This is a genomic window from Mesorhizobium sp. WSM4989 (genome assembly GCF_029625795.1).
In the GTDB taxonomy this organism is placed as follows: Bacteria; Pseudomonadota; Alphaproteobacteria; order Rhizobiales; family Rhizobiaceae; genus Mesorhizobium.
Map to the genome: position 1 here is coordinate 58,530 of NZ_JARTVN010000003.1, position 20,202 is coordinate 78,731.

Annotated in this window: 19 protein-coding genes; 11 read left to right on the forward strand and 8 right to left on the reverse strand. The window is 64.0% G+C overall.

Annotation, left to right across the window (positions count from 1 at the left end):
- The 3 genes from ugpE to ugpB form a co-directional block, all read right to left on the reverse strand.
- Nucleotides 1-849: a sn-glycerol-3-phosphate ABC transporter permease UgpE gene (gene ugpE / locus P9217_RS25075; protein ID WP_066990208.1), complete on the reverse strand. Its 849-nt coding sequence runs from the start codon at nt 847-849 to the stop codon at nt 1-3.
- 8 nt (nt 850-857) lie between these two features.
- The gene (gene ugpA, locus P9217_RS25080; RefSeq protein WP_278088028.1) at nt 858-1,742 is read right to left on the reverse strand and encodes a sn-glycerol-3-phosphate ABC transporter permease UgpA; all 885 of its coding nucleotides are present in this window, start codon (nt 1,740-1,742) and stop codon (nt 858-860) included.
- Between the two features lie 70 nt (nt 1,743-1,812).
- Nucleotides 1,813-3,123 carry a sn-glycerol-3-phosphate ABC transporter substrate-binding protein UgpB gene (ugpB, locus tag P9217_RS25085; protein WP_066990210.1) on the reverse strand — a complete coding sequence of 437 codons (1,311 nt, stop codon included), beginning with the start codon at nt 3,121-3,123 and terminating at the stop codon, nt 1,813-1,815.
- Nucleotides 3,124-3,450: 327 nt separating this feature from the next.
- On the opposite strand from ugpB, the gene P9217_RS25090 reads away from it, so the two are divergent.
- On the forward strand, nt 3,451-5,883 hold the full coding sequence (locus P9217_RS25090; protein ID WP_278088000.1) for an EAL domain-containing protein: 2,433 nt from the start codon (nt 3,451-3,453) through the stop codon (nt 5,881-5,883).
- On the opposite strand, the gene P9217_RS25095 is transcribed toward P9217_RS25090, so the two are convergent.
- On the reverse strand, nt 5,875-6,564 hold the full coding sequence (locus tag P9217_RS25095; protein ID WP_278087999.1) for a TlpA disulfide reductase family protein: 690 nt from the start codon (nt 6,562-6,564) through the stop codon (nt 5,875-5,877). The genes P9217_RS25090 and P9217_RS25095 overlap by 9 nt on opposite strands.
- A gap of 36 nt (nt 6,565-6,600) precedes the next feature.
- Between P9217_RS25095 and argH the strand changes: the two genes are divergently transcribed.
- The 7 genes from argH to P9217_RS25130 all read left to right on the forward strand — a co-directional run bounded on the left by argH (nt 6,601) and on the right by P9217_RS25130 (nt 14,367).
- On the forward strand, nt 6,601-8,001 hold the full coding sequence (gene argH / locus P9217_RS25100; RefSeq protein WP_127215753.1) for an argininosuccinate lyase: 1,401 nt from the start codon (nt 6,601-6,603) through the stop codon (nt 7,999-8,001).
- Nucleotides 8,002-8,073: 72 nt separating this feature from the next.
- On the forward strand, nt 8,074-8,280 hold the full coding sequence (locus tag P9217_RS25105) for a lipoprotein (RefSeq protein WP_067319112.1): 207 nt from the start codon (nt 8,074-8,076) through the stop codon (nt 8,278-8,280).
- A 52-nt stretch (nt 8,281-8,332) separates the two neighbouring features.
- Nucleotides 8,333-9,601: a diaminopimelate decarboxylase gene (gene lysA, locus P9217_RS25110; RefSeq protein WP_278087998.1), complete on the forward strand. Its 1,269-nt coding sequence runs from the start codon at nt 8,333-8,335 to the stop codon at nt 9,599-9,601.
- 34 nt (nt 9,602-9,635) lie between these two features.
- Nucleotides 9,636-10,577: a threonine/serine dehydratase gene (locus tag P9217_RS25115; RefSeq protein WP_127325189.1), complete on the forward strand. Its 942-nt coding sequence runs from the start codon at nt 9,636-9,638 to the stop codon at nt 10,575-10,577.
- A 113-nt stretch (nt 10,578-10,690) separates the two neighbouring features.
- A complete protein-coding gene (locus tag P9217_RS25120) occupies nt 10,691-13,288 on the forward strand; it encodes a TIGR02302 family protein (protein ID WP_278087997.1) in 2,598 nt (865 codons plus the stop codon).
- Between the two features lie 23 nt (nt 13,289-13,311).
- Nucleotides 13,312-13,677, forward strand: a complete 366-nt coding sequence (locus tag P9217_RS25125; protein WP_095779352.1) for a glyoxalase superfamily protein — start codon at nt 13,312-13,314, stop codon at nt 13,675-13,677.
- A gap of 87 nt (nt 13,678-13,764) precedes the next feature.
- Entirely contained in the window at nt 13,765-14,367 is a 603-nt protein-coding gene (locus tag P9217_RS25130) for a 2-hydroxychromene-2-carboxylate isomerase (protein WP_245430709.1), read from the forward strand.
- A gap of 17 nt (nt 14,368-14,384) precedes the next feature.
- Here the strand turns inward: P9217_RS25130 and P9217_RS25135 are convergent, their stop codons facing one another.
- On the reverse strand, nt 14,385-15,269 hold the full coding sequence (locus P9217_RS25135) for a LysR substrate-binding domain-containing protein (protein WP_095782779.1): 885 nt from the start codon (nt 15,267-15,269) through the stop codon (nt 14,385-14,387).
- A 189-nt stretch (nt 15,270-15,458) separates the two neighbouring features.
- Between P9217_RS25135 and P9217_RS25140 the strand changes: the two genes are divergently transcribed.
- A complete protein-coding gene (locus P9217_RS25140) occupies nt 15,459-16,409 on the forward strand; it encodes a DMT family transporter (protein ID WP_066990236.1) in 951 nt (316 codons plus the stop codon).
- A 4-nt stretch (nt 16,410-16,413) separates the two neighbouring features.
- Here P9217_RS25140 and P9217_RS25145 read toward each other — a convergent pair whose 3' ends face one another.
- From P9217_RS25145 to P9217_RS25155, 3 genes are all read right to left on the reverse strand, one after another.
- Nucleotides 16,414-16,785 (reverse strand): response regulator, encoded by a 372-nt coding sequence (locus P9217_RS25145; RefSeq protein ID WP_278087996.1) that lies wholly within the window; start codon nt 16,783-16,785, stop codon nt 16,414-16,416.
- Nucleotides 16,786-16,861: 76 nt separating this feature from the next.
- Complete coding sequence (gene hpt, locus P9217_RS25150; RefSeq protein ID WP_067319657.1) at nt 16,862-17,404, reverse strand: hypoxanthine phosphoribosyltransferase; 543 nt, start codon at nt 17,402-17,404, stop codon at nt 16,862-16,864.
- Between the two features lie 178 nt (nt 17,405-17,582).
- Entirely contained in the window at nt 17,583-18,224 is a 642-nt protein-coding gene (locus P9217_RS25155; protein ID WP_067319128.1) for a hypothetical protein, read from the reverse strand.
- A 181-nt stretch (nt 18,225-18,405) separates the two neighbouring features.
- On the opposite strand from P9217_RS25155, the gene ftsE reads away from it, so the two are divergent.
- Both ftsE and P9217_RS25165 read left to right on the forward strand, forming a co-directional pair.
- Nucleotides 18,406-19,065 carry a cell division ATP-binding protein FtsE gene (gene ftsE, locus P9217_RS25160; RefSeq protein WP_066990245.1) on the forward strand — a complete coding sequence of 220 codons (660 nt, stop codon included), beginning with the start codon at nt 18,406-18,408 and terminating at the stop codon, nt 19,063-19,065.
- Nucleotides 19,058-20,047: an ABC transporter permease gene (locus tag P9217_RS25165; protein ID WP_127215626.1), complete on the forward strand. Its 990-nt coding sequence runs from the start codon at nt 19,058-19,060 to the stop codon at nt 20,045-20,047. Before ftsE ends, P9217_RS25165 begins: the two co-directional genes overlap by 8 nt.
- Nucleotides 20,048-20,202: the final 155 nt, after the last annotated feature.

Sequence of the window (20,202 nt, forward strand, 5' to 3'; positions counted from 1 at the left end):
TCACTTCTCGGATTCGACCAGGCCGCGCACGAACCAGCGCTGCATCAGCACCACGACAAGGATCGGCGGCACGATGGCCAGCATCGCAGTGACCATCACAAGGTGCCACTGGGTATCGGCGTCGGCGAAGGAAACCATCTTTTTCAGCGCAATGACGATGGTGTTCATGTCGTTGCTGTTGGTGACCAGCAGCGGCCACAGATATTGCGTCCAGCCATAGATGAAGAGGATGACGAACAGCGCCGCGATGTTGGTGCGCGACAGCGGCAGGAGGATGTCGAAGAAGAAGCGCCACGGCCCGGCACCATCGACGCGCGCCGCCTCGACGAGCTCGCCCGGGATGGTCATGAAGAACTGTCTGAACAATAGCGTGGCCGTGGCCGAGGCGATCAGCGGAATGATCAGACCGGCATAGGTGTCGATCATGCCGAGATCGACCATCACCTTGTAGGTCGGCAGGATGCGGACCTCGACGGGCAGCATCAGAGTGATGAAGATCAGCCAGAAGAAGGTCATGCGCAGCGGGAAACGAAAGAACACGATGGCATAAGCCGACAGGATCGAGATGAAGATCTTTCCGACCGCGACGCCGAGCGCCATGACCGTCGTGTTGAGAAGCAGCCTGCCGACGCTGACGCCGCCGATGCGCCCGACACCGCCGAACAGGGCCTCGCTGTAATTGTTCCAGAGCTGGTCACCGGGCAGCAGCGGCAGGGGCGGCTTGAGGATCGTCTGCAGCGTCTGTGTCGAGGCCACGAATGTGTAGTAGATGGGAAATGCAACGATCAAAATGCCGAGAATGAGAGCGGCATGGGCGATCAGGACACGCAACGGGGACTGGCCGATCATCGCTTGCCTCAGCCGTAGTGGACCTTGCGTTCCACATAGCGGAACTGGATGGCGGTGAGCGCGATGACGATGACCATCAGGATCACCGACTGCGCCGCCGAGTCGCCGAGGATCAGGTTGACGAAGCCGTCATTGTAGACCTTGTAGACCAACGTCTCGGTGGTCTTGCCCGGTCCGCCGCCGGTGACGGCATGGACGATGCCGAACGTGTCGAACAGGGCATAGACAGTGTTGACGACCAGCAGGAAGAAGGTCGTCGGCGCGAGCAGCGGGAAGATGATGGTCCAGAAACGCTTGGTCTCGCGAGCGCCGTCGATCGCCGCCGCCTCGATCAGCGTCTTCGGCACCGCCTGCAGCCCGGCGACGAAGAACAGGAAATTGTAGCTGATCTGCTTCCATGCTGCGGCGGAAACCAAAAGGATCATGGCGTGACTGCCGTTGAGCAACGGGTCCCAGGCTATGCCGAGACTTCTCAGCACGTAGGATAGCGAGCCGATCGAAGGGTTGAACAGGAACAGCCACAACATGCCGGCGATCGCCGGCGCCACCGCATAGGGCCAGATCATCAGTGTGCGGTAGAGCGCTTTCCCGCGCACCACTTTTTCCGCCATTACGGCAAGCAGCAACGCCACTGCCATCGCCACGATTGCGGTGGCAAGCGAAAATACCACCGTTACCTTGATCGAGTTGAGATAGGCCGGGTCGGCAAGCACTTTGCGGAAATTGGCTAACCAGACGAACTTGCTCTTCAGCCCGAATGGGTCCTGCCTGAGCATGGACTGGTAGAGCGCCTGCCCGGCCGGCCAATAGAAGAAAACCAGTGTTATGGCGAGTTGCGGCGCCACAAGCAGGTAAGGCAGGACTTTGTTGGGGAAAACGACGCGCGGGGTCAGCTTGGTTTCCTCGTCAAGCAAGGATCGCCCGCGCCGATCCGCGCGGGCGACGTTTCATCCTCGGCCAGGTTTAGTTGCCCAACGCGTCCTTGATCGCCGCGTTGCCGCGCGAGACGGCATTGTCGAGCGCCTGCTGGGCCGTTTCCTGGCCGGCCAGCATCTTCTCGAACTCCTCGTTCTGGATATCGCGCACCTGAGGCAGGTTGGGCAGGCGCACACCCTTCGAATTTTCGGTCGGCGCCTTGCCGGTCATCTGCAGGATCGGTGTCTCGCGGCCCGGGTTCTTATCGTAGAAGCCGGACTTCTTGGTCGCCTCATAGGCTGCCAGCGTCACCGGCAAGTAGCCCGACTTCTGGTGCAGATATTCCTGCACCTCGGTCTTGGAGAGATAGGCGAAGAAGGCCGCGACGCCCTTGTACTCCGCATCGGATTTGCCGCTGAAAACCCAGAGGCTTGCGCCGCCGGGGGTCGTGTTCTGCGGCGCACCCTTGGCATCGCTGTCATACGGCAGTTGGCCGATGCCGTAGTTCATTCCCGACTTGACGATATCGCCGAGCCCGCCCGACGACTCGGTAAAGATGCCGCATTCTCCGGCGAGGAAGATCTGCTTGGCTTCGGAGGTTCGCCCGCCATATTTGAAAGTGCCATCCTTGGCGAGGTCAGCCAGCGCCTGAAAGTGGTTGACGAAAATCGGCGCATTGATCTTGAGCTCGACGTCGCCGCCGGCCAGTCCGTTCTGCTGGGTCGCCCAGGAAACATTATTCCAGGCGGCAAAATTTTCCAGATGGATCCAGGTCAGCCAGGTCGAGGTGTAGCCGCAAGGGGCCGCGCCGCTCGCCTTGATCTTCTTCGCCGCTTCCCAGACCTCGTTCCAGGTCTTAGGCGGGTTGTTCACGTCGAGGCCGGCCTTCTGAAAGATGTCCTTGTTGTAGTAGAGGATCGGCGAGGAGGAATTGTAAGGGAAAGACAACATGGTGCCGTCCGGCTTCGAATAGTAGCCGACAATGCCGGGCAGATACTGGCTCTTATCGAACGTCATCCCCGCGCCCGTCAAAACTTCGGCCACGGGTTTGATCGCGCTCTCGGCCGCCATCATGACGCCGGTGCCGACATCGAACACCTGGATGATGTCCGGCGCCTGGCCGGCGCGGAACGCGGCGATGCCTGCATTCAGCGTCTCGGGATAGGTGCCCTTGAAGACCGGAACGATCTGGTAGTCGCTTTGGCTGGCGTTGAAGTCCTTCGAGATCTTGTCGACGACTTCCGCATTGGCGCCCGTCATCGCATGCCACCAGCTGATCTGCGTGACAGCGAAAGCGGACGTGGTGGAAAGCAGGGTCAAGGTAGCGGCAACACCTGCCGCGAAGCCGAAGAGCTTCATGTTTTCATCTCCCGTTGTGATTGGCGAAAGGGGGGCTTCCGCAGAACCAGTATGTGTTGCGCATGACAATCGGACAACGGTTTTGTTATGCGTCGATGAACATCATCTGATCCTAAATTAACGTGCATCGGTCACGGCCGGGCAGATTGCTTGCCGGCTTAGGATTTGAGCGACTCCAACCATCGTATTGCGACAGCCGGCCCAACCTTATCCGTCCTTTACAACCTGAGGCACACGCGTCGGTTGCAGGTCCACTAATCGATTCTTCAGCCGTCGGGCCTTAAGCAATCTTAACTTGATTGATGCGGGAAGATCAGGTGGGGCCAAATGTTGACCGTCTATAATTGCATCGTGCACGAGCACGATCTGAGGTTGGTCGCACTTGCGGCGCTCATCTGCGGAATTTCCTCTTTCTCGGCGGTCAATCTTCTTCGCCATGTCGAGCAATCGACCAGTCGAAATCGCTACGCATGGCTGTTGATTGCAGCCACGGCGACCGGATTCGGTATCTGGGCGACGCATTTCGTCGCCATGATCGCCTTCACGCCGGGAATACCCAACGCCTATAACGCGGAGCTTTCCGCGCTTTCGCTGGCCGCCTCCGTAGTTCTGACAGCGGCCGGAATGTGGATCGCCACCATCCGCGGCGGCATTGATCACTATCTTGTCGGCGGCGCCGTGCTCGGCGTCGGCATCGCCGTGATGCACTATACCGGCATGGCGGCGTTCGAGGTCCAGGGCAGGATCGTCTGGAACGAGCTGCTCGTCGCTCTTTCGCTGGCGGCGGGCGTCACGCTTGCCGCGCTTTCGCTGCTCGTCGTGCTTTGCCGCCCGTCGACGCTTACGACGATCGCTGCCGCCGTCTTGCTCACACTGGCCATCTGCACACTGCATTTTATCGCCATGGCGGCGGTCTCGATCTATCCGGACTCCTCGATAGAGATCTCAAAATTCACCATCGCGCCGATGTCGCAAGCCTTTGCCGCTGCGGCGGCAAGCCTGGTCATTCTGGTGCTCTCGGCCGCGGCGCTCCGCATCGACCTGCGGTTCCGCCGGCATCAGGCGGAAGCGCAGCGCATGCACGGCCTGGCCAACGCGGCGGTCGAGGGGCTGATCGTTTGCGACGGCAGCCGCATCGTCAGCGCCAACGACAGCATCGCGGCGCTGAGCGGCATCGCGCCCGGCACGCTGAACGTGATGACGCTCAGCGACCTCTTCGGCGAACGCGTTGCCTCAGCCATCGCCGGCGGCAGCGGTCAGGCGCAGGAAGCCGAGCTGCGCAGCCAGGACGGCACCCGCATTCCGGTCGAGCTGATCGCCCGCAGCATCGACTATTGCGGCAAGCCTCACGACGTCGTCGCCGTCCGCGACATGCGCGAGCGCAAGAAGGCCGAGCAGGAGATCCTTCGCCTGGCGCATTTCGATCCGCTGACCGGGCTTGCCAATCGCCGCAGCTTCACCAGCCGGCTCGAGGCCGAGATCGCCACGGCGAGCGGCAAGGACGGGCAGCTCGCGCTGATGCTTCTCGATCTCGACCGCTTCAAGGAGGTCAACGACCTCTTCGGTCATGCGGCCGGCGATGCAGTGCTGCAGAGGGTGGCGCAATGCGGTTCGGGCGTGCTCCGCCATGGGCAGATGCTCGCCCGCCTCGGCGGCGACGAGTTCGCCATCATCGCGCCGAACCTTCCCGACCCGCAGGCCGCAGGCCGCATCGCCGAGGCGGTGCTTTCCAAGCTACGCCAGGAGAGCCAACTGTCGCCCGGCGGCGAGCTGGTGTCGGCCAGCATCGGCATTGCTCTTTTCCCGCTGGATGCCGACGAGCAGGCGGCGCTGGTAAGCCATGCCGACACCGCGCTCTACCGCGCCAAGGCCGAGGGCAAGGACACTTATCGCTATTTCGAGGCTTCGATGGGTGCCGAGACGCGCGACAGGCGCGCCATGGAGCACGATCTGCGCCAGGCGGTTGCGCGCGGCGAGTTCCGGCTGGTCTATCAGCCGCAAAAAGAGATCAGCAGCGGCAAGATGATCGGCTTCGAAGCCTTGATCCGCTGGCATCATCCGGAGCGCGGCAACATCCCGCCGTCGGTCTTCATCCCGGTCGCCGAAGACAGCGGCGCCATCGCCCAGATCGGCGAATGGGTGCTGGCGACGGCCTGCGAGGAAGCCGTGCGCTGGAAAACTCCGCTGACCATCGCCGTCAATGTCTCCGCGGTGCAACTCCACAACCCGAATTTCAGCCGCAAAGTGCACGAGATCCTGCTGCGTTCGGGACTTCCGGCCGGACGGCTGGAGCTTGAAGTGACCGAGACGGCCCTTATCAAGGATATGCCCCGGGCGCTGGCGACCCTGCGGCAGGTCAAGGCGCTTGGTATCCGCGTCGCGATGGACGATTTTGGAACCGGCTATTCATCGCTTTCCAATCTCCGCGCCTTTCCCTTCGACAAGATCAAGATCGACGGCTCGTTCATCAAGTCGGTCGACAGGAACGGCCAGGTCGCGGCCATCGTGCGCGCCGTGCTTGGGCTGGGGCGCGGCCTCGGCCTGCCGGTGCTGGCCGAAGGCGTCGAGACGCTGGACGAATTGCGCTTCCTCGATGCCGAGGACTGCGAGATCGGCCAGGGATACTATCTCGGCAGGCCAGGCCCGATCGAAACCTTCAGCGAACTGACCGGCGTGCCGGCGCCGGCGGCCATGGATGCTGTCGAGGCCCGCGGCGGCCGCATCCTCATGCTCGAGCCCGCCGCCGCGCGCTCAGCTTGACGGACCGAGCGCGGCTTCCACCAGTCGCTTGGCGTCGGGACTCGACCATTCCGCCGGTCCGTTCATATGTGCGATCAGGCAGCCTTCGCCGTCGATCAGCATCGTCACCGGCAGGCCAAGCGCCAGCCCGCGCGTCTTGGCCTCGTTGAACAGGCCCATTGTCGCATCCCGGTAGTAGCCGAGCGTCTCGATGCCGATCTCCTTCAGGAACTTTTTCGGCTTGGCGTCATCGCCGGTGTCGACATTGACCGCGACGACCTCGAAAGTGTTGCCGCCTTTTTCGTTCTGCAACGCATCGAGCGCCGGCATTTCGGCGCGGCAGGGCGCGCACCATGTCGCCCACAGATTGAGCAGCACCGTCTTGCCGGCATGGCCGGCGATCGTCGTCGGCTTGCCGTCGGGTCCGTTGAAGGCGAGTCCCTTCAGCGATTGCGGCGGATCCGCCGGCTGCAGTGCCGCGACCTGACCGACGGCCTTTGCCGCAACCTGCTTGGCCCGTTCGGCCTTCGCCTTGCAAGCGACGTCGTCCTTGCCGGTGCTGGCCGCGGCAACCTGATCCGGCGCGTTGTTGCCAGAACCGCTCTCGCTGACATATACCGCGACCGCGCCGGCCAGCACGCCCGCTACAAGCGCGGCGAGGATGAGGCGCGGGGCCGGGAAGAATTTATTGCCGTCTGCCATTTTCTTAAAAACTGCTCCGGAGCACGGGTTATAGCGATGAGCGACAAGAAGGCTAGCAACCAGATGTGGGGCGGACGTTTTGCCTCGGGTCCGGCCGCGATCATGGAAGCGATCAACGCATCGATCGCCTTCGACCGCAAACTCTACGCGCAGGACATCCGCGGCTCGATCGCCCACAGCGAGATGTTGGCTGAAACGGGCATTATTTCGGCCGCCGATCAAGAAAAAATCGCTCACGGCCTGAACACGATCCTGAAAGAGATCGAGGCCGGGAAATTCGAATTCTCGACCAAGCTCGAAGACATCCATATGAATGTCGAGGCGCGTCTGGCCGATCTGATCGGGTCGGCTGCCGGCCGCCTGCATACCGCCCGCTCGCGCAACGATCAGGTGGCGGTCGATCTGAAACTCTGGGTCAAGGAGGAATGCCAGCGCGTCGCCCAGGCGCTGAAGGACCTCATCGGCGCCTTTCTCGAGCGCGCCGAGGAGCACGCCGCGACGGTAATGCCCGGCTTCACCCATATGCAGGCCGCGCAGCCGGTGACCTTCGGTCATCATTGCATGGCTTATGTCGAGATGTTCGGCCGCGATCTGTCACGTGTCCGCGACGCCATCGAGCGCATGGACGAAAGCCCGCTGGGCGCCGCCGCGCTGGCCGGCACGAGCTTTTCCATCGACCGCCATATGTCGGCGAAGGCGCTCGGCTTCCGCGAGCCGATGCGCAATTCCCTCGACAGCGTGTCGGACCGCGACTTCGCGCTCGAATTCCTCTCGATCGCCGCGATCTGCGGCACGCATCTGTCGCGGCTGGCCGAAGAGATCATCATCTGGTCGACGCCGCAATTCGGCTTCATTCGGCTATCGGATTCATTCTCCACCGGCTCCTCGATCATGCCGCAGAAGAAGAACCCCGACGCCGCCGAATTGGTGCGCGGCAAGACCGGCCGCATCAACGGCCATTTGGTCGGCTTGCTGACGGTGATGAAGGGCATGCCGCTGACCTATGGCAAGGACATGCAGGAGGACAAGGAATCGGTTTTCGACGTAGCCGAAACGCTCGACCTGATGCTGGCGGCGACCGCCGGGATGGTCCGCGACATGACCGTCAACGCCATCTCCATGAAAAAGGCCGCCGGTGCCGGCCATGCCACTGCCACCGACCTCGCCGACTGGCTGGTGCGTAATCTGGGCCTTCCTTTCCGAGAGGCCCATCACGTCACCGGCCGCGCCGTCGCGCTCGCCGAGGAGAAGAAGGTCGGCCTGGAAAAGCTCTCGCTGGAGGACCTCCGCTCGATCCATTCCGGTATCACCGACGGCATCTTCTCCGTGCTTGCCGTGCAGAATTCGGTGAAGAGCCGGACCAGCTTCGGCGGCACCGCGCCGTCGGAGGTGAAGAAGCAGATCCGCTACTGGAAAAAGCGGCTCGCCAAGGCGTGATGCCGGGATGCAATGCGCCGAAAACTCGGCTAAAAGCGCGGCTGGACAAAACAGTTTCGAACGGATGGATCGATGACCCGAGGCAGGATTTTGATGACGCTCGCGCTGCTGGCGGCGGTTGTCACCGTCACGGCCTGCGGCAGGAGAGGCGGCCTCGATACGCCTTACGAGGCTGCCGTGCAGGCGCGCAAGGATGCGGAGCGAGCCAAACAGCCGCTGCCGCCCGAGCCTGAGAAACCGGTCAAGGACAAGAAGTTCATTCTCGACCCCTTGCTCTAGAGCCGAGGAGATCATCCGATCTCATCGCGCTCCAATTTTCGGACCTCTCCCCGTGAACCATTTCGACTACCGCGACGGCGTTCTCTACGCCGAGGATGTGGCAATCCCCGGCATCGCCGCCAGCGTCGGCACGCCGTTTTACTGCTATTCGACCGCGACCCTGACCAGGCATTTCCGGGTCTTCAAGGAAGCTTTTGCCGGTCTCGACGCGCTGGTCTGCTACGCCATGAAGGCGAATTCCAACCAGGCCGTGCTGAAGACCTTGGCAAGACAAGGCGCCGGCGCCGACGTGGTGTCGGAAGGTGAACTGCGGCGCGCCTTAGCCGCCGGCATCCCCGCGAGCAAGATCCTGTTTTCCGGCGTCGGCAAGACCGCGCGGGAAATGGACTTCGCCCTCAATGCCGGCATCCTCTGCTTCAACGTCGAGTCCGAACCCGAACTCGAACTGCTGTCGGCGCGCGCCACAGCGCTCGGCAAGGTGGCACCCGTCTCGCTGCGCATCAACCCGGACGTCGACGCCAGGACCCACAAGAAGATCTCCACCGGCAAGGCCGAGAACAAGTTCGGCATCCCGTGGCAGCGGGCGCGCCAGGTCTATGCTCGCGCGGCGGAGCTGCCGGGCATCAAGGTCACCGGCATCGACACCCATATCGGCAGCCAGATCACCGAGCTGCAGCCTTTCGACGACGCTTTCGCGCTGCTGGTGGAACTGGTCGGCGTGCTGCGCGCCGACGGGCATTCAATCGAGCATGTCGATCTCGGCGGCGGCCTCGGCATTCCGTACCGCGTCGACAACAGCCCGCCGCCCTTGCCCGACGCCTATGCCGAGATCGTCAGGAAGCATGTCACCCGGCTCGGCCTGAAGGTGATGTTCGAGCCTGGCCGGCTGATCGTCGGCAATGCCGGCATCCTGGTCTCGGAAGTGATCTATGTGAAGGAAGGCGACGCCAAGAACTTCCTCGTCGTCGACGCCGCCATGAACGACCTGATCCGGCCGACGCTCTACGACGCCTTCCATGATATCAAGCCGGTGGTGCAGCCGCCGGCCGCCACGCCGCGCATGACGGTCGATATCGTCGGGCCGGTCTGCGAGACAGGCGATTTCCTCGGCCTCGACCGCGACCTCCCCAGGCTGAATCCTGGCGACCTCATCGCCGTCGCCACCGCTGGAGCTTACGGCGCCGTGCAGGCCGGCACCTACAACACAAGGCTGCTGGTGCCGGAAGTGCTGGTCGATGGCGACCGTTTTCACGTCGTGCGGCCGCGCCCGACCCATGAGGAGTTGATCGGGCTGGATTCATTGCCCGAGTGGCTGAAATAGAAGCACGAGGGTCCCGCGCTCAAAGGAGCAAGCCATGCTGGAGACTGGAGCTATCACGCGCGGACGCATCGCCGCGGTGGAACCGCACATCCGCCCTTTCGTCCGCCACACGCCGGTGCTGCGCGTCGACATGGCTGACTTCGGCCGGCCGGCCTTTCCGGTCGATCTGAAGCTCGAATGTCTGCAGCATTCCGGCTCGTTTAAGGCGCGCGGCGCCTTCACCAACCTGCTCGAGCGGCAGGTGCCCGCAGCGGGTGTGGTCGCCGCCTCCGGCGGCAATCATGGCGCCGCCGTCGCCTATGCCGCCATGAAGCTCGGGCACAGGGCCACCATCTTCGTGCCCGAGGTCAGCCCGCCGGCAAAGCTCGAGCGCATCCGCGGCTACGGCGCCGAGTTGGTGGTCGGCGGTGCGCGCTATGCCGAGGCGCTGGCCGCCAGCGAGGATTTTGCCGAACGAACCGGCGCCCTGCAGATCCACGCGTTCAACCAGGAAGAGACGCTCATCGGCCAAGGCACTCTCGGGCTCGAGATCGAAGCCGATCTGCCGGAGATCGACACACTGCTTGTCGCGGTCGGCGGCGGCGGCCTGATCGGCGGCATCGCCGCCTGGTTCGCTGGCCGCATCCGCATCATCGCCATCGAGCCCGAGGGCGCGCCGACGCTTCACCGCGCCTTCGAAGCCGGCAAGCCGGTCGATGCACCGGCGGAGGGCATCGCCGCCGATTCGCTGGCGCCGAAGCGCGTCGGCGAAATGATGTTCCCGATCGCGAAAGCTTTCGTCGAGCGCTCGATCCTGGTCAGCGACGACGACATCGTGGCGGCGCAGAAAGCGCTCTGGGACCGGGCGCGAATCATCGCCGAGCCGGGCGGAGCCGCTGCCTTTGCCGCGATGCTTTCCGGCCGCTACGTGCCGGCTCCCGGCGAGCGCGTGGCCGTCCTGGTCTGCGGATCCAACACGAATCCCGCGAATTTCTGATCGTAAAGGCGGCGAACCCGTCACAGATTTTGGAACCCGCCTCGCCTTCGCCGTGTTTGGTGTTATCCTCTGCTCATGAGGTCCGGGCGATCCTGCCCGGGCAGGAAGGGCCGATGACGGAACGACCCATTTCCAGCGGCGAACGCGGTCTGGCCGGGCGCCTTGCCTTGAGCCGGCTGGCGACGCGGGCCTCGATGATCTTCGAGCGCGGCTGGCCGTTGCTGTTGCCGCTGGCGGTGGTCGCCGGCCTGTTCCTCAGTGTCTCGTGGCTGGGCTTGTTCCAGCGCCTGCCGGATCTGGCGCGGATCGGCCTCCTGATCCTCTTCTCCATCTCGGCGCTCGCCGCGCTCTTTGCGCTGCGCTTCTTCCGCATTCCGTCCGCCGCCGAGGTCGACCGGCGCATCGAGGCAGCGAACGAGCTGCTGCACAGCCCCGTGCAGGTGCAGACCGACCGGCCGAGCGGCGCGGACAGCCTCTTCTCGCAGGCGCTGTGGCGCGAGCACCAGAAGCGCATGGCCGAGCGGCTCTCCGATCTGGGCGCCGACAGGCCGCGCACAAGCGTGCCGGATTACGACCGCTGGGGCCTGCGGGCTGTGGTGGGGCTGCTGTTCGTCACCGCTTTTGCCTTCTCGTTCGGACCTTTCGGCGGCAGGATCAGCGACGGCTTCGTCGCCAGCGCCGCGCGCGATAGCGTGCCGCCGCGCATCGATGCCTGGGTGACGCCGCCTTCCTATACCGGCAAGCCGCCGCTGTTCTTGACCGCTGACGTCAACCAGGCCGCGCAGGTCTTCAGCGTCCCTGAGGGCAGCGACGTCTCGCTGCGCGTCACTGGCGGAACCGGCGAAGAAACGCTGAGCTATGCCGACGCGAACGGCAATGATCGCGCCATAGAGCCGGTTGCGCCGAAGGGCGCCACGCCAGCCGCGGCGCAGCCGGGGTCCCCAGCCGGGCTCAAAGTGCGCCAGTTCTCCGGCAAGCTGAACACCAACGGCACGCTGCGGCTCAAGTCCGGCGAGGACGATCTCGGCCACTGGGCCTTCGCCATCACCCCGGACAAACCGCCGACGATCCGTTTCGTCGGCGAGCCCAAGCGTGCCGTCAATGGCGCCGTCGAGCTCAACTACCAGATCGACGACGACTATGGCGCGGCCTCCGCCAAGGCCGTCTTCGAGCTGTCTGAGCCGCCGCCGGCCAGTGCACATCCGCTCTATGGCCCGCCCGACATGCCGCTGACGCTGCCGCGCCGCGGCGGCAAGGCGAACGCCGCCAAGACGACCAAGGATCTGACCGAGCATGTCTGGGCCGGCAGCACCATCAAGCTGACGCTGACCGCCACCGACGATGCCGGCCATACCGCCACCAGCGAGACCAGGACGCTGGTGATGCCGGAGCGGCCCTTCTCTAATCCGCTGGCCCGCGCTGTGATCGAGCAGCGCCGCCTGCTGGCGCTCGACGCCAACGCCAAGCCGCGCGTGCTCGACCTGATGGACGCGATCACCCTGCGCCCGGAGGATACTTTCGACAACATGTCGCATTACCTCGCGATCATGAGCGCCAGGAGCCGGCTGAAGCTTGCCGAGAACGACGACCAGCTGCGCAACGAGGTGGCTTATCTGTGGGAGATCGCGCTCGGCATCGAGGAAGGCAATCTGTCGGCCGCCGAGCGTCGGCTGCGCCAGGCGCAGCAGGCGCTACAGGACGTCATCAAAAACGGCGCCAGCGACGAAGAGCTCGAAAAGGCGATGAAGGAACTTCGCGAGGCGATGAACCAGTTCCTGCAGGAATTCGCCCAGCGCGCCCAGCAGAACCCGAACGCGCCGCAGATGCAGCAGAACGGTCGGGAACTGCGCCAGAGCGACATCAACCGGATGATGGACGAGATCGAGAATCTCGCCAAATCCGGCGACCGAGACCGGGCCCAGCAGTTGTTGTCGGAACTGCAGGACATGATGAACAACCTGCAGGCCGGGCGCCAGCAGCAGGCCGGCGAGCAGGACAGCGAGATGCGCCAGCAGATGGACAAGCTGGGCGATATCATGCGGCGCCAGCAGGAGATGATGAACGATACCTTCCGCCTCGACCAGATGCAGCGCGGCGATCGGCAGCGCGGTGCAAATCGCGACGAGCAGCTGGGCGAGGATGGCGAGCAGTCGCAGGATGGGCAGAAGCCCGGTGATGACCGCGACCCGCTCGGCCGGCCGAAGCAAATGACGCCGCAGGAATTCGCGGATGCGCTGAAGCAGCTGCAGGAAGGTCAGGGCCAGCTGCAGAGCGAGCTCGACAAGCTGAAGAAGGGCCTCGAAGGCATGGGCATGCAGCCCAATGAGGGCTTCGGCGAGGCCGGCAAATCCATGAGCGATGCCGAGCAGGCGCTGGGCGAAGGCGAGGGCGACGAGGCGGTCGGCCACCAGGGCCGTGCGCTGGAGGCGCTGCGCCGCGGCGCCAAGGAGATGATGAAGCAGATGCAGGCCATGCAGGGCGACCAGGGCGGCAGCGAACAGGGCGGACGTCAGCAGGACGCTGACCGCGACCCGCTTGGCCGGCCGCGCGCCACGAAGGGCCCCGACGACGGCAACTCCGTCAAGGTGCCCGACGAGATCGACGTGCAGCGCGCCCGCCAGATCCTCGAAGCGATCCGCAAGCGCCTCGGCAACGCGCTCAGCCCGGACATCGAGCGCAGCTACCTCGAACGCCTGCTCGAACTGAAATAGCGCCCACACCGGTCACCGCCGACATGCCGAAGCTTGGAACCGTCACCCCGATTCTGCGCATGTTCGATATCGTCAAGGCGCGAGAGTTCTATCTCGACTTCCTCGGTTTCGAGGTCCGCTTCGAGCATCGCTTCGACGACGACGCGCCGCTCTATATGGGCATCGCCCGCGACGGCTGCGAGCTGCATCTGAGCGAGCATCATGGCGACGGCTCGCCCGGTGCCCATGTCCGCATCGAAACGGACGGCATCGCTGAGCTGCATCGCGAGTTCAAGGCCAAGAACTACCGCTTCAACAGGCCGGGCCTTGAGACGACGCCTTGGCAGACGAAGGAGGTCACGGTGATCGATCCGTTCGGGAATCGCCTGACCTTTTTCGAAGGAGAGTGAGCCAGCGGGCAGCCGCAGGTCGCTCTCGGCACACGCATTGCAGGGCGCGCTGCCTGCCGGTATCGTCATCGTCAAGGGAGAATGGCGATGATCGACTTCTGGTTCTCCATCGGCAGCACCTACACCTATCTTTCGGTGATGCGTCTCGCCGAGGTTGCGGCTGAGACCGGCATCGAGTTCCGCTGGCGACCCTTCAATGTGCGCGCCATCATGATCGAGATGGACAACATTCCCTTTGCCAAGAAGCCGGCGAAGGCCGCTTATATGTGGCGCGACATCGAGCGCCGAGCGGCGATGTACAGGATGGTGCCGAAACTGCCGGCCCCCTACCCGCTGGCCGAGCTCGAACGCGCCAATCGCGTGGCTCTCATCGCGGCGCGCGAGGGCTGGTGCGAAGCCTATGCCCGGGAAAGCTACCGGCGCTGGTTCGAAATGGGTGAGCCGGCGGGTAGCGAGCCAAACATTTCGGCGAGCATCGAGAAGGCCGGACAGAAAGCGGAGCCGGTTCTTCGGCGGGCCGACAGCGATGACGCCAAGGCCGAGCTCGCGGCCGCGACGGAGCAGGCCAAGGCGCTCGGCATCTTCGGGTCGCCGAGCTTCGTCGTCGACGGCGAGCTGTTCTGGGGCGACGATCGCCTTGAGGATGCCATGCGCTGGCTCAAGCAGATGGAGAGCGGACCGCCGGATTGAGCGGACCGTTTCGTAAGTCAAAGACTGACTGTTGCCTGTGCCTGCCTGGTCAGCATGAAAGCCTCGCGGATCGCGTTTTCCATCCCGTCGATCGCTTCGCCCGTCGCCAGCGGGTTGCGGTGAAGCACCACATTCGAGGAATCGATGTCGCCGAAGCCGTCGGCGGCGGTCAGTTCGCGGCAATCGGGCGGGATGTTGCTGCGCGAGATCGGTGCGATCGCCAGGCCAGAAGTGACCGCCAGCGTCAGGCCGCCATTGGTGTCGCTGGTGTAGGCGACGCGGTAGTCGAGGCCGCGCTGCTGCAGCGACTTGATCGCGAAGTCCCGGCACCAGCCATTGCGGCTGTAAAGCGCGATCGGCACCGGCCGTTCCTCATGCATGTGATGCAGCGTTGACGTCACCCATACCGTGGGATCGTGCATCAGCACATCGCCGCCGGAAAAACCTTCCCACTCGAACACCACCGCAAGGTCGAGTTCGCCGGCCGCAAGCGCCCTCACCTGCGAGTCGGAATGCGCGTAACGCACCGTGACCTCCACGCGCGGGTGGCGTTTGGCGAATTCTCCAAGTGCCCGCGACAAGATTGACCGCCCGTATTCGGCAGGAATGCCGATGCGCACCAGCCCGCCGAGCGGCGGCGCCACCAGCGATGCCGCCGTCTCGTCGAGCAGCGAGACGATGCGGCGGGCGTTGGCGATGAGCTCGCCGCCGCGGCGTGTCAGCGCCACTCCGCGAGAGCCGCGCTCGAACAGGCTGTCGCCCACCATGTCCTCCAGCTTCTTCATCTGCATGGACACCGCCGACTGGGTGCGTCCGGCCTTTTCCGCCGCCTTGGTGAAATTGCCGGTCTCGGCGACCGCCACGAAGGTGCGCAGGAGGTCGCTGTCGAGGGTGGGCTTCATCGATGTCGCCATAAGAAATTTTGATTGCTGGTATCATTCCAATTCGTTTGCAACATGTCAAACGCCGCAGGATAGTTGCTCTACCCATTGGATATGCGGCCGTGAGATTCGGCCGCGGACCAATTCGAAGAGTCCTCACTCGTGCCCGCTGCCCGAAACGGTGGCGGGCTCTTTTTCACTGGAACGAACATGCAGAACCGGATGGTGCTTGGCATTTTGAGCCTCTGCCTCGGCGTTCTCGTCTTTTCGTTGCAGGACCCGCTGGTGAAGGCGGTTTCGGGCAGCTATCCGGTGACGGAAGTGATGGCGATCCGCGCCCTGGTGGCGCTGCCGATCCTGGTCGTTATCGTCCAGGCCGATGTCGGCCTGACGGCCTTGCTGTCGAAACGAGCGGGCATGCTGACGCTGCGCGGCTTCATCCAATTCAGCTCCTACACCGTCTACTATCTGGCGATTGCCGCCCTCTCGCTGGCCGACGCGATAGCGCTCTATTTCATGGCGCCGCTCTTCATCATGTTGCTTGCCGGGCCTTATCTCGGCGAGCACGTCTCCGGGCGGACGCTGACGACGGTGCTGATCGGCCTCGTGGGCGTGGTCGTGATGTTGCGTCCGGGCGCCGGATTGTTCGACTGGGCGGCACTGCTGTCGCTCGGCTCGGCATTCCTCTACGGGTTCTCGCAGCTGATGGCGCGCCGGATCGGCGAGACCGAATCCTCGACGGTGATGGCCTTCTACCAGAACGGCGCCTATCTCACCGGCGCTGTGGCGGTCGCCGCGGTGTTTCATCTTGCCGGCATCACCCATGCGGGCCACCCGAGCCTCGACTTCCTGGTGCGGCCCTGGGTCTGGCCGGCGCTGCCGGACTTCCTGAAGATGGCGGCCTGCGGCTTCGTTGCCTCCGCCGGCATGATCTTGCTGTCGCAGGCCTACCGGATGGCGCCCGCCAACCGGGTCGCAACCTTCGAATACACGGGCATCCTCTGGTCGCCGCTGTGGGGCTTCCTGTTCTTCGCCGAGGTCCCGCGGTCAACGACGGTGCTGGGCGCGGCGCTGATCATCGGCGCCGGTCTGGTTGCACTGAACGGTGAGCGCCGACGCGGCGCAGCACCTGCAATCGCAGCGACCGGCGATGCCGTCTGAACGATCAAGCGAAGCAGCTTAATGCCCGTCCGACGCGGGCGCGTATTTCGGCAAGCGTGAACGGCTTCTGCACGACGTCGAGGATGATGCCGTTCAATTCCTCGGCGCGCTCGCGCTGGTCGGCATAGCCGGTCATCAGCATGATCTTCATGGCCGGAAACTGTTTTGCCGCCGCGGTCGCCATCTCGATGCCGTCCATCTCCGGCATGCGGATATCGGATACCACGAGATCGTAGCTGCCGCGCTGCTGGCGGATCAGGGTGAGCCCCTGCGCGCCATCGGCGGCGATGGTGACACTGTGCCCATCACGCTCCAGCGCGCGGGCAGCGAGGGTGCGGACGGATTCATCGTCCTCGATGATCAAAAGCTTTGCCATGCCGAGATAGATGCCGCCGAAACGTTGACGTTTTCTGAAAATTTGAAACGTCTATGCGGCCTCTTTCGGCGCGACCTTACTTGTCGCCTTTCACGACCCCGACAAACGGCAATTCCCGGAAAGCATGCGCGACGTCCATGCCGTAGCCGACGACGAAATAATCGGGGCAGTCGAAGCCGACATAATCGGCGTTGAGCGTGGTCTGGCGGCGCATGCGCTTGTCGAGCAGCACCGCGATGGCGCAGCTCCTGGCGCCGCGCGACAGCATCAGGTCGCGGGTGAAGGAAAGCGTCTTGCCGGATTCGAGGATGTCGTCGATCAAAAGAACGTCGCGGCCGGCGACCTCGTTGTCGATGTCGCGCAGCACCTTGACCTCGCCGCTTGTGGTGCCGGCGCCGTAGCTGGAGATGAAGATGAATTCGACCTCGGGCGACAGGCCGACGTCGTGCATGGCGCGGATAAGATCGGCGGCAAAGACGAACGAGCCTTTCAGGATCGATATTACAAGCAGGTCGTGATAGTCGCGCCCGGCGATTTCCTTGGCGAGCTCGAGATTGCGCCGGGCGATCGCCGACGCCGAAAACAGGACCTCGATGTCCTTGCCGCGTACAACTGGCATAGCTTTTTCCTTCAGAATCGCCTGCAACGCCGGAAGGGCTAGGTTCATCAATATTCAGGTCAGGCCGAACCCAAAATAGCGGGTTCCGAGAACCGGTGCAGAGCGTACTCAAGCACGTGAGCACCTAAGCGCAGGAAACCACTAATTGCAGGCCGGCATCACCTGAATATCGATGCACCTACCCGGCGAAGGTGACCGATACGGCCTTCACGCCGTTTCTAGGGACATCGAACCGGCTGGAAAAGCCGAATCTTTCGCCGGGCGCCAGCGAGCGGTTGGATGTCCCCAACCTGTAGCGGATGACATTGCTGGCATTGTCGGTGACGCGGATCTCGAGCGGCGGCAGCGACTCCGCCCGTACGCCGTCATTGGCGGCCTCGCCGTCGATGAACAGGATGGGCTTCAGCCCCGAGGCATCGATTCGCGACGTCACACCGGAAATGCTGAGCGCGCTTGCCGGTTGCGCAGCCGCCCAGAAGGGGCTCTGACGCACCAGGGCATGTCCGCCCGACACCCAGAAAGCCACGAGTGCGGCGCCCACTCCGGCGGCCCAGAAGATTGGACCGCCACGCGAGGCCGGCCGCGCCGGCGCAGCCTCCGGTTTGCGCAGCATGCCCATGCCAGCGATGGATGGCGTCGAGGGCGCTTGCGGCGGCAACGGCGCCGCAATCGGTTCCGAACGGGCGGCGAATCGCGGCAGCACCACATAGTCGGCATCGACGACATCGGTGTCGAGGATGACGCGCTCCGGCGCGGCCTTTGTCGCCGTGCCGGTCATGATTTCGCCGGAAACAGAGCGCGCGGTTCTATCCTCAGCCATTACGGCCCCAGTGCAATCTTCGTTGCTTTTGGGTAAACGCAAATGGTTAACGCTTCCCCACCGGAACTGCTGTGAAACGTCGAAAGCGCGCAGAAATTAACCAACGATTAACCATGCCGGCCGATGGTCTTGGCAGAGAACAGGCTGGCGGGATGCCGCCTAAGGTTTCAGGTCGCCGAACGTGATCCGCTTCGAAAATGTCGGCCTCCGCTATGGCATGGGTCCGGAGATCCTCCGCGACATTTCCCTGCACATTCCGGAGCGCTCCTTTCAGTTCCTGAGCGGCCCCTCGGGCGCCGGCAAGACCACCTTGCTGCGCCTGCTTTTCATGTCGCTGAAGCCGACGCGCGGCCTGATCACCATTTTCGGCAAGGATCGTTCGCGCATCTCGCGCGGCGAGTTGCCGCTGCTCAGGCGCCGCATCGGCGTGGTGTTCCAGGATTTCCGCCTGCTTGACCACATGACCACTTACGAGAACGTGGCGCTGCCGTTGCGCGTGCGCGGGCGCGAGGAGGCGAGCTATCGCACCGACGTCACCGAACTCCTGAAATGGGTTGGCCTCGGGGAGCGCATGCATGTGCTGCCGCCGGTGCTGTCGGGCGGCGAGAAGCAGCGTGCTGCGATCGCGCGCGCGCTGATCGAGCAGCCGGAGATCCTGCTTGCCGACGAGCCGACCGGCAACGTCGATCCGCCGCTGGCGCGCCGGCTGCTGAGGCTCTTTATCGAGCTCAACCGGCTCGGCACCGCCGTGGTGATCGCAACCCACGACCTCGGCCTGATGGAGCAGGTCGATGCGCGGCGCATGATTCTGGCCGGCGGAAGGCTGGACGTCTATGACTGAACTTCCGGCCGATCACCTGCACGAGGAAGCCGTCGAGACGCCGGCTGTCGTTCGCCGTGTCCAGCGCAAGATGGCGCCGATCGTGCCGGCGCAGAACATCGCCGGCCGGGCCCTGGTGCTGGTCATCGCCATCATGACCTTCCTGTCCTGCCTAACCTTCGGCGCCGTGACGCTGGTGCGCGACACCGCCTCGGTCTGGGAGAACCAGATCTCGCGCGAGGCGACGATCCAGATCAAGCCCGTCGAGGGCCTCGACATGGAAGCAGCCCTCGCGCAGGCCTCTGAGATCGCCAGCGAGTTCCCGGGTGTGAAGGGTACGAGGATCGTCGACCGCGATGCGACGGCGCGCCTTTTGGAGCCGTGGCTGGGCACCGGCCTCAACATCGATGAACTGCCGGTGCCGCGCCTCATCGTCGTCACCATCGATGAGGCCAATCCGCCCGACTTCGCGGCCATGCGCGCCGCGATCACGCCCAAGCTGCCGAGCGCCGCGCTCGACGACCATCGCACCTGGGTCGACCGGCTGGTCGCCATGGCGCATACGACAGTGACGATCGGCTTTGCCGTTTTGGCGCTGATATTGTCGGCGACGGTGCTGACGGTGGTGTTCGCCACGCGCGGCGCCATGGCCGGCAACGGCCACATCATCGAGGTCCTGCATTTTGTCGGCGCCGAGGCCCGCTTCATCGCGCGCGAATTCCGTTGGCATTTCCTGGTCACCGGCATGAAGGGCGCCGCCGCCGGAGGTGCCGCCGCTATCTTGGTCTTCATCGTCTTTTCCTGGTGGTCGTCGCGCAACATGGCGACGCCTGAGGCCGACCAGGCGACCGCGCTGTTCGGCAATTTCGCGATCGGCTCGACCGGCTATCTCGGCGTCGCCCTGATGGTGCTGGTGATCGGCGCGCTGACCGCGGCGACCTCGCATGCCACGGTCGTCGCCTATCTCAGTGAGATCGACATCCGGCAGCCGGAGGCAAGCTGATCATGACGCGAAACCAAGTGTGGCGCGAATGCAAGAGTTGGCAAGTTGGGTTTCCAATGCGACCCGGACCCCACAAGTGCATGATCACGCAAGGGAAACTGCCGTAACGCAATGTGCGCCGTGCTATCTATGAAAGGCGACGTTTCAGAGTTAAC

Bases quoted from the DNA above. Each gene is read 5' to 3' on its own strand.
- ugpE (WP_066990208.1), bottom strand. From the start codon at position 849: ATGATCGGCCAGTCCCCGTTGCGTGTCCTGATCGCCCATGCCGCTCTC.
- ugpB (WP_066990210.1), bottom strand. From the start codon at position 3,123: ATGAAGCTCTTCGGCTTCGCGGCAGGTGTTGCCGCTACCTTGACCCTG.
- P9217_RS25090 (WP_278088000.1), top strand. From the start codon at position 3,451: ATGTTGACCGTCTATAATTGCATCGTGCACGAGCACGATCTGAGGTTG.
- P9217_RS25095 (WP_278087999.1), bottom strand. From the start codon at position 6,564: ATGGCAGACGGCAATAAATTCTTCCCGGCCCCGCGCCTCATCCTCGCC.
- argH (WP_127215753.1), top strand. From the start codon at position 6,601: ATGAGCGACAAGAAGGCTAGCAACCAGATGTGGGGCGGACGTTTTGCC.
- P9217_RS25105 (WP_067319112.1), top strand. From the start codon at position 8,074: ATGACCCGAGGCAGGATTTTGATGACGCTCGCGCTGCTGGCGGCGGTT.
- P9217_RS25115 (WP_127325189.1), top strand. From the start codon at position 9,636: ATGCTGGAGACTGGAGCTATCACGCGCGGACGCATCGCCGCGGTGGAA.
- P9217_RS25120 (WP_278087997.1), top strand. From the start codon at position 10,691: ATGACGGAACGACCCATTTCCAGCGGCGAACGCGGTCTGGCCGGGCGC.
- P9217_RS25125 (WP_095779352.1), top strand. From the start codon at position 13,312: ATGCCGAAGCTTGGAACCGTCACCCCGATTCTGCGCATGTTCGATATC.
- P9217_RS25130 (WP_245430709.1), top strand. From the start codon at position 13,765: ATGATCGACTTCTGGTTCTCCATCGGCAGCACCTACACCTATCTTTCG.
- P9217_RS25135 (WP_095782779.1), bottom strand. From the start codon at position 15,269: ATGAAGCCCACCCTCGACAGCGACCTCCTGCGCACCTTCGTGGCGGTC.
- P9217_RS25140 (WP_066990236.1), top strand. From the start codon at position 15,459: ATGCAGAACCGGATGGTGCTTGGCATTTTGAGCCTCTGCCTCGGCGTT.
- P9217_RS25145 (WP_278087996.1), bottom strand. From the start codon at position 16,785: ATGGCAAAGCTTTTGATCATCGAGGACGATGAATCCGTCCGCACCCTC.
- hpt (WP_067319657.1), bottom strand. From the start codon at position 17,404: ATGCCAGTTGTACGCGGCAAGGACATCGAGGTCCTGTTTTCGGCGTCG.
- P9217_RS25155 (WP_067319128.1), bottom strand. From the start codon at position 18,224: ATGGCTGAGGATAGAACCGCGCGCTCTGTTTCCGGCGAAATCATGACC.
- P9217_RS25165 (WP_127215626.1), top strand. From the start codon at position 19,058: ATGACTGAACTTCCGGCCGATCACCTGCACGAGGAAGCCGTCGAGACG.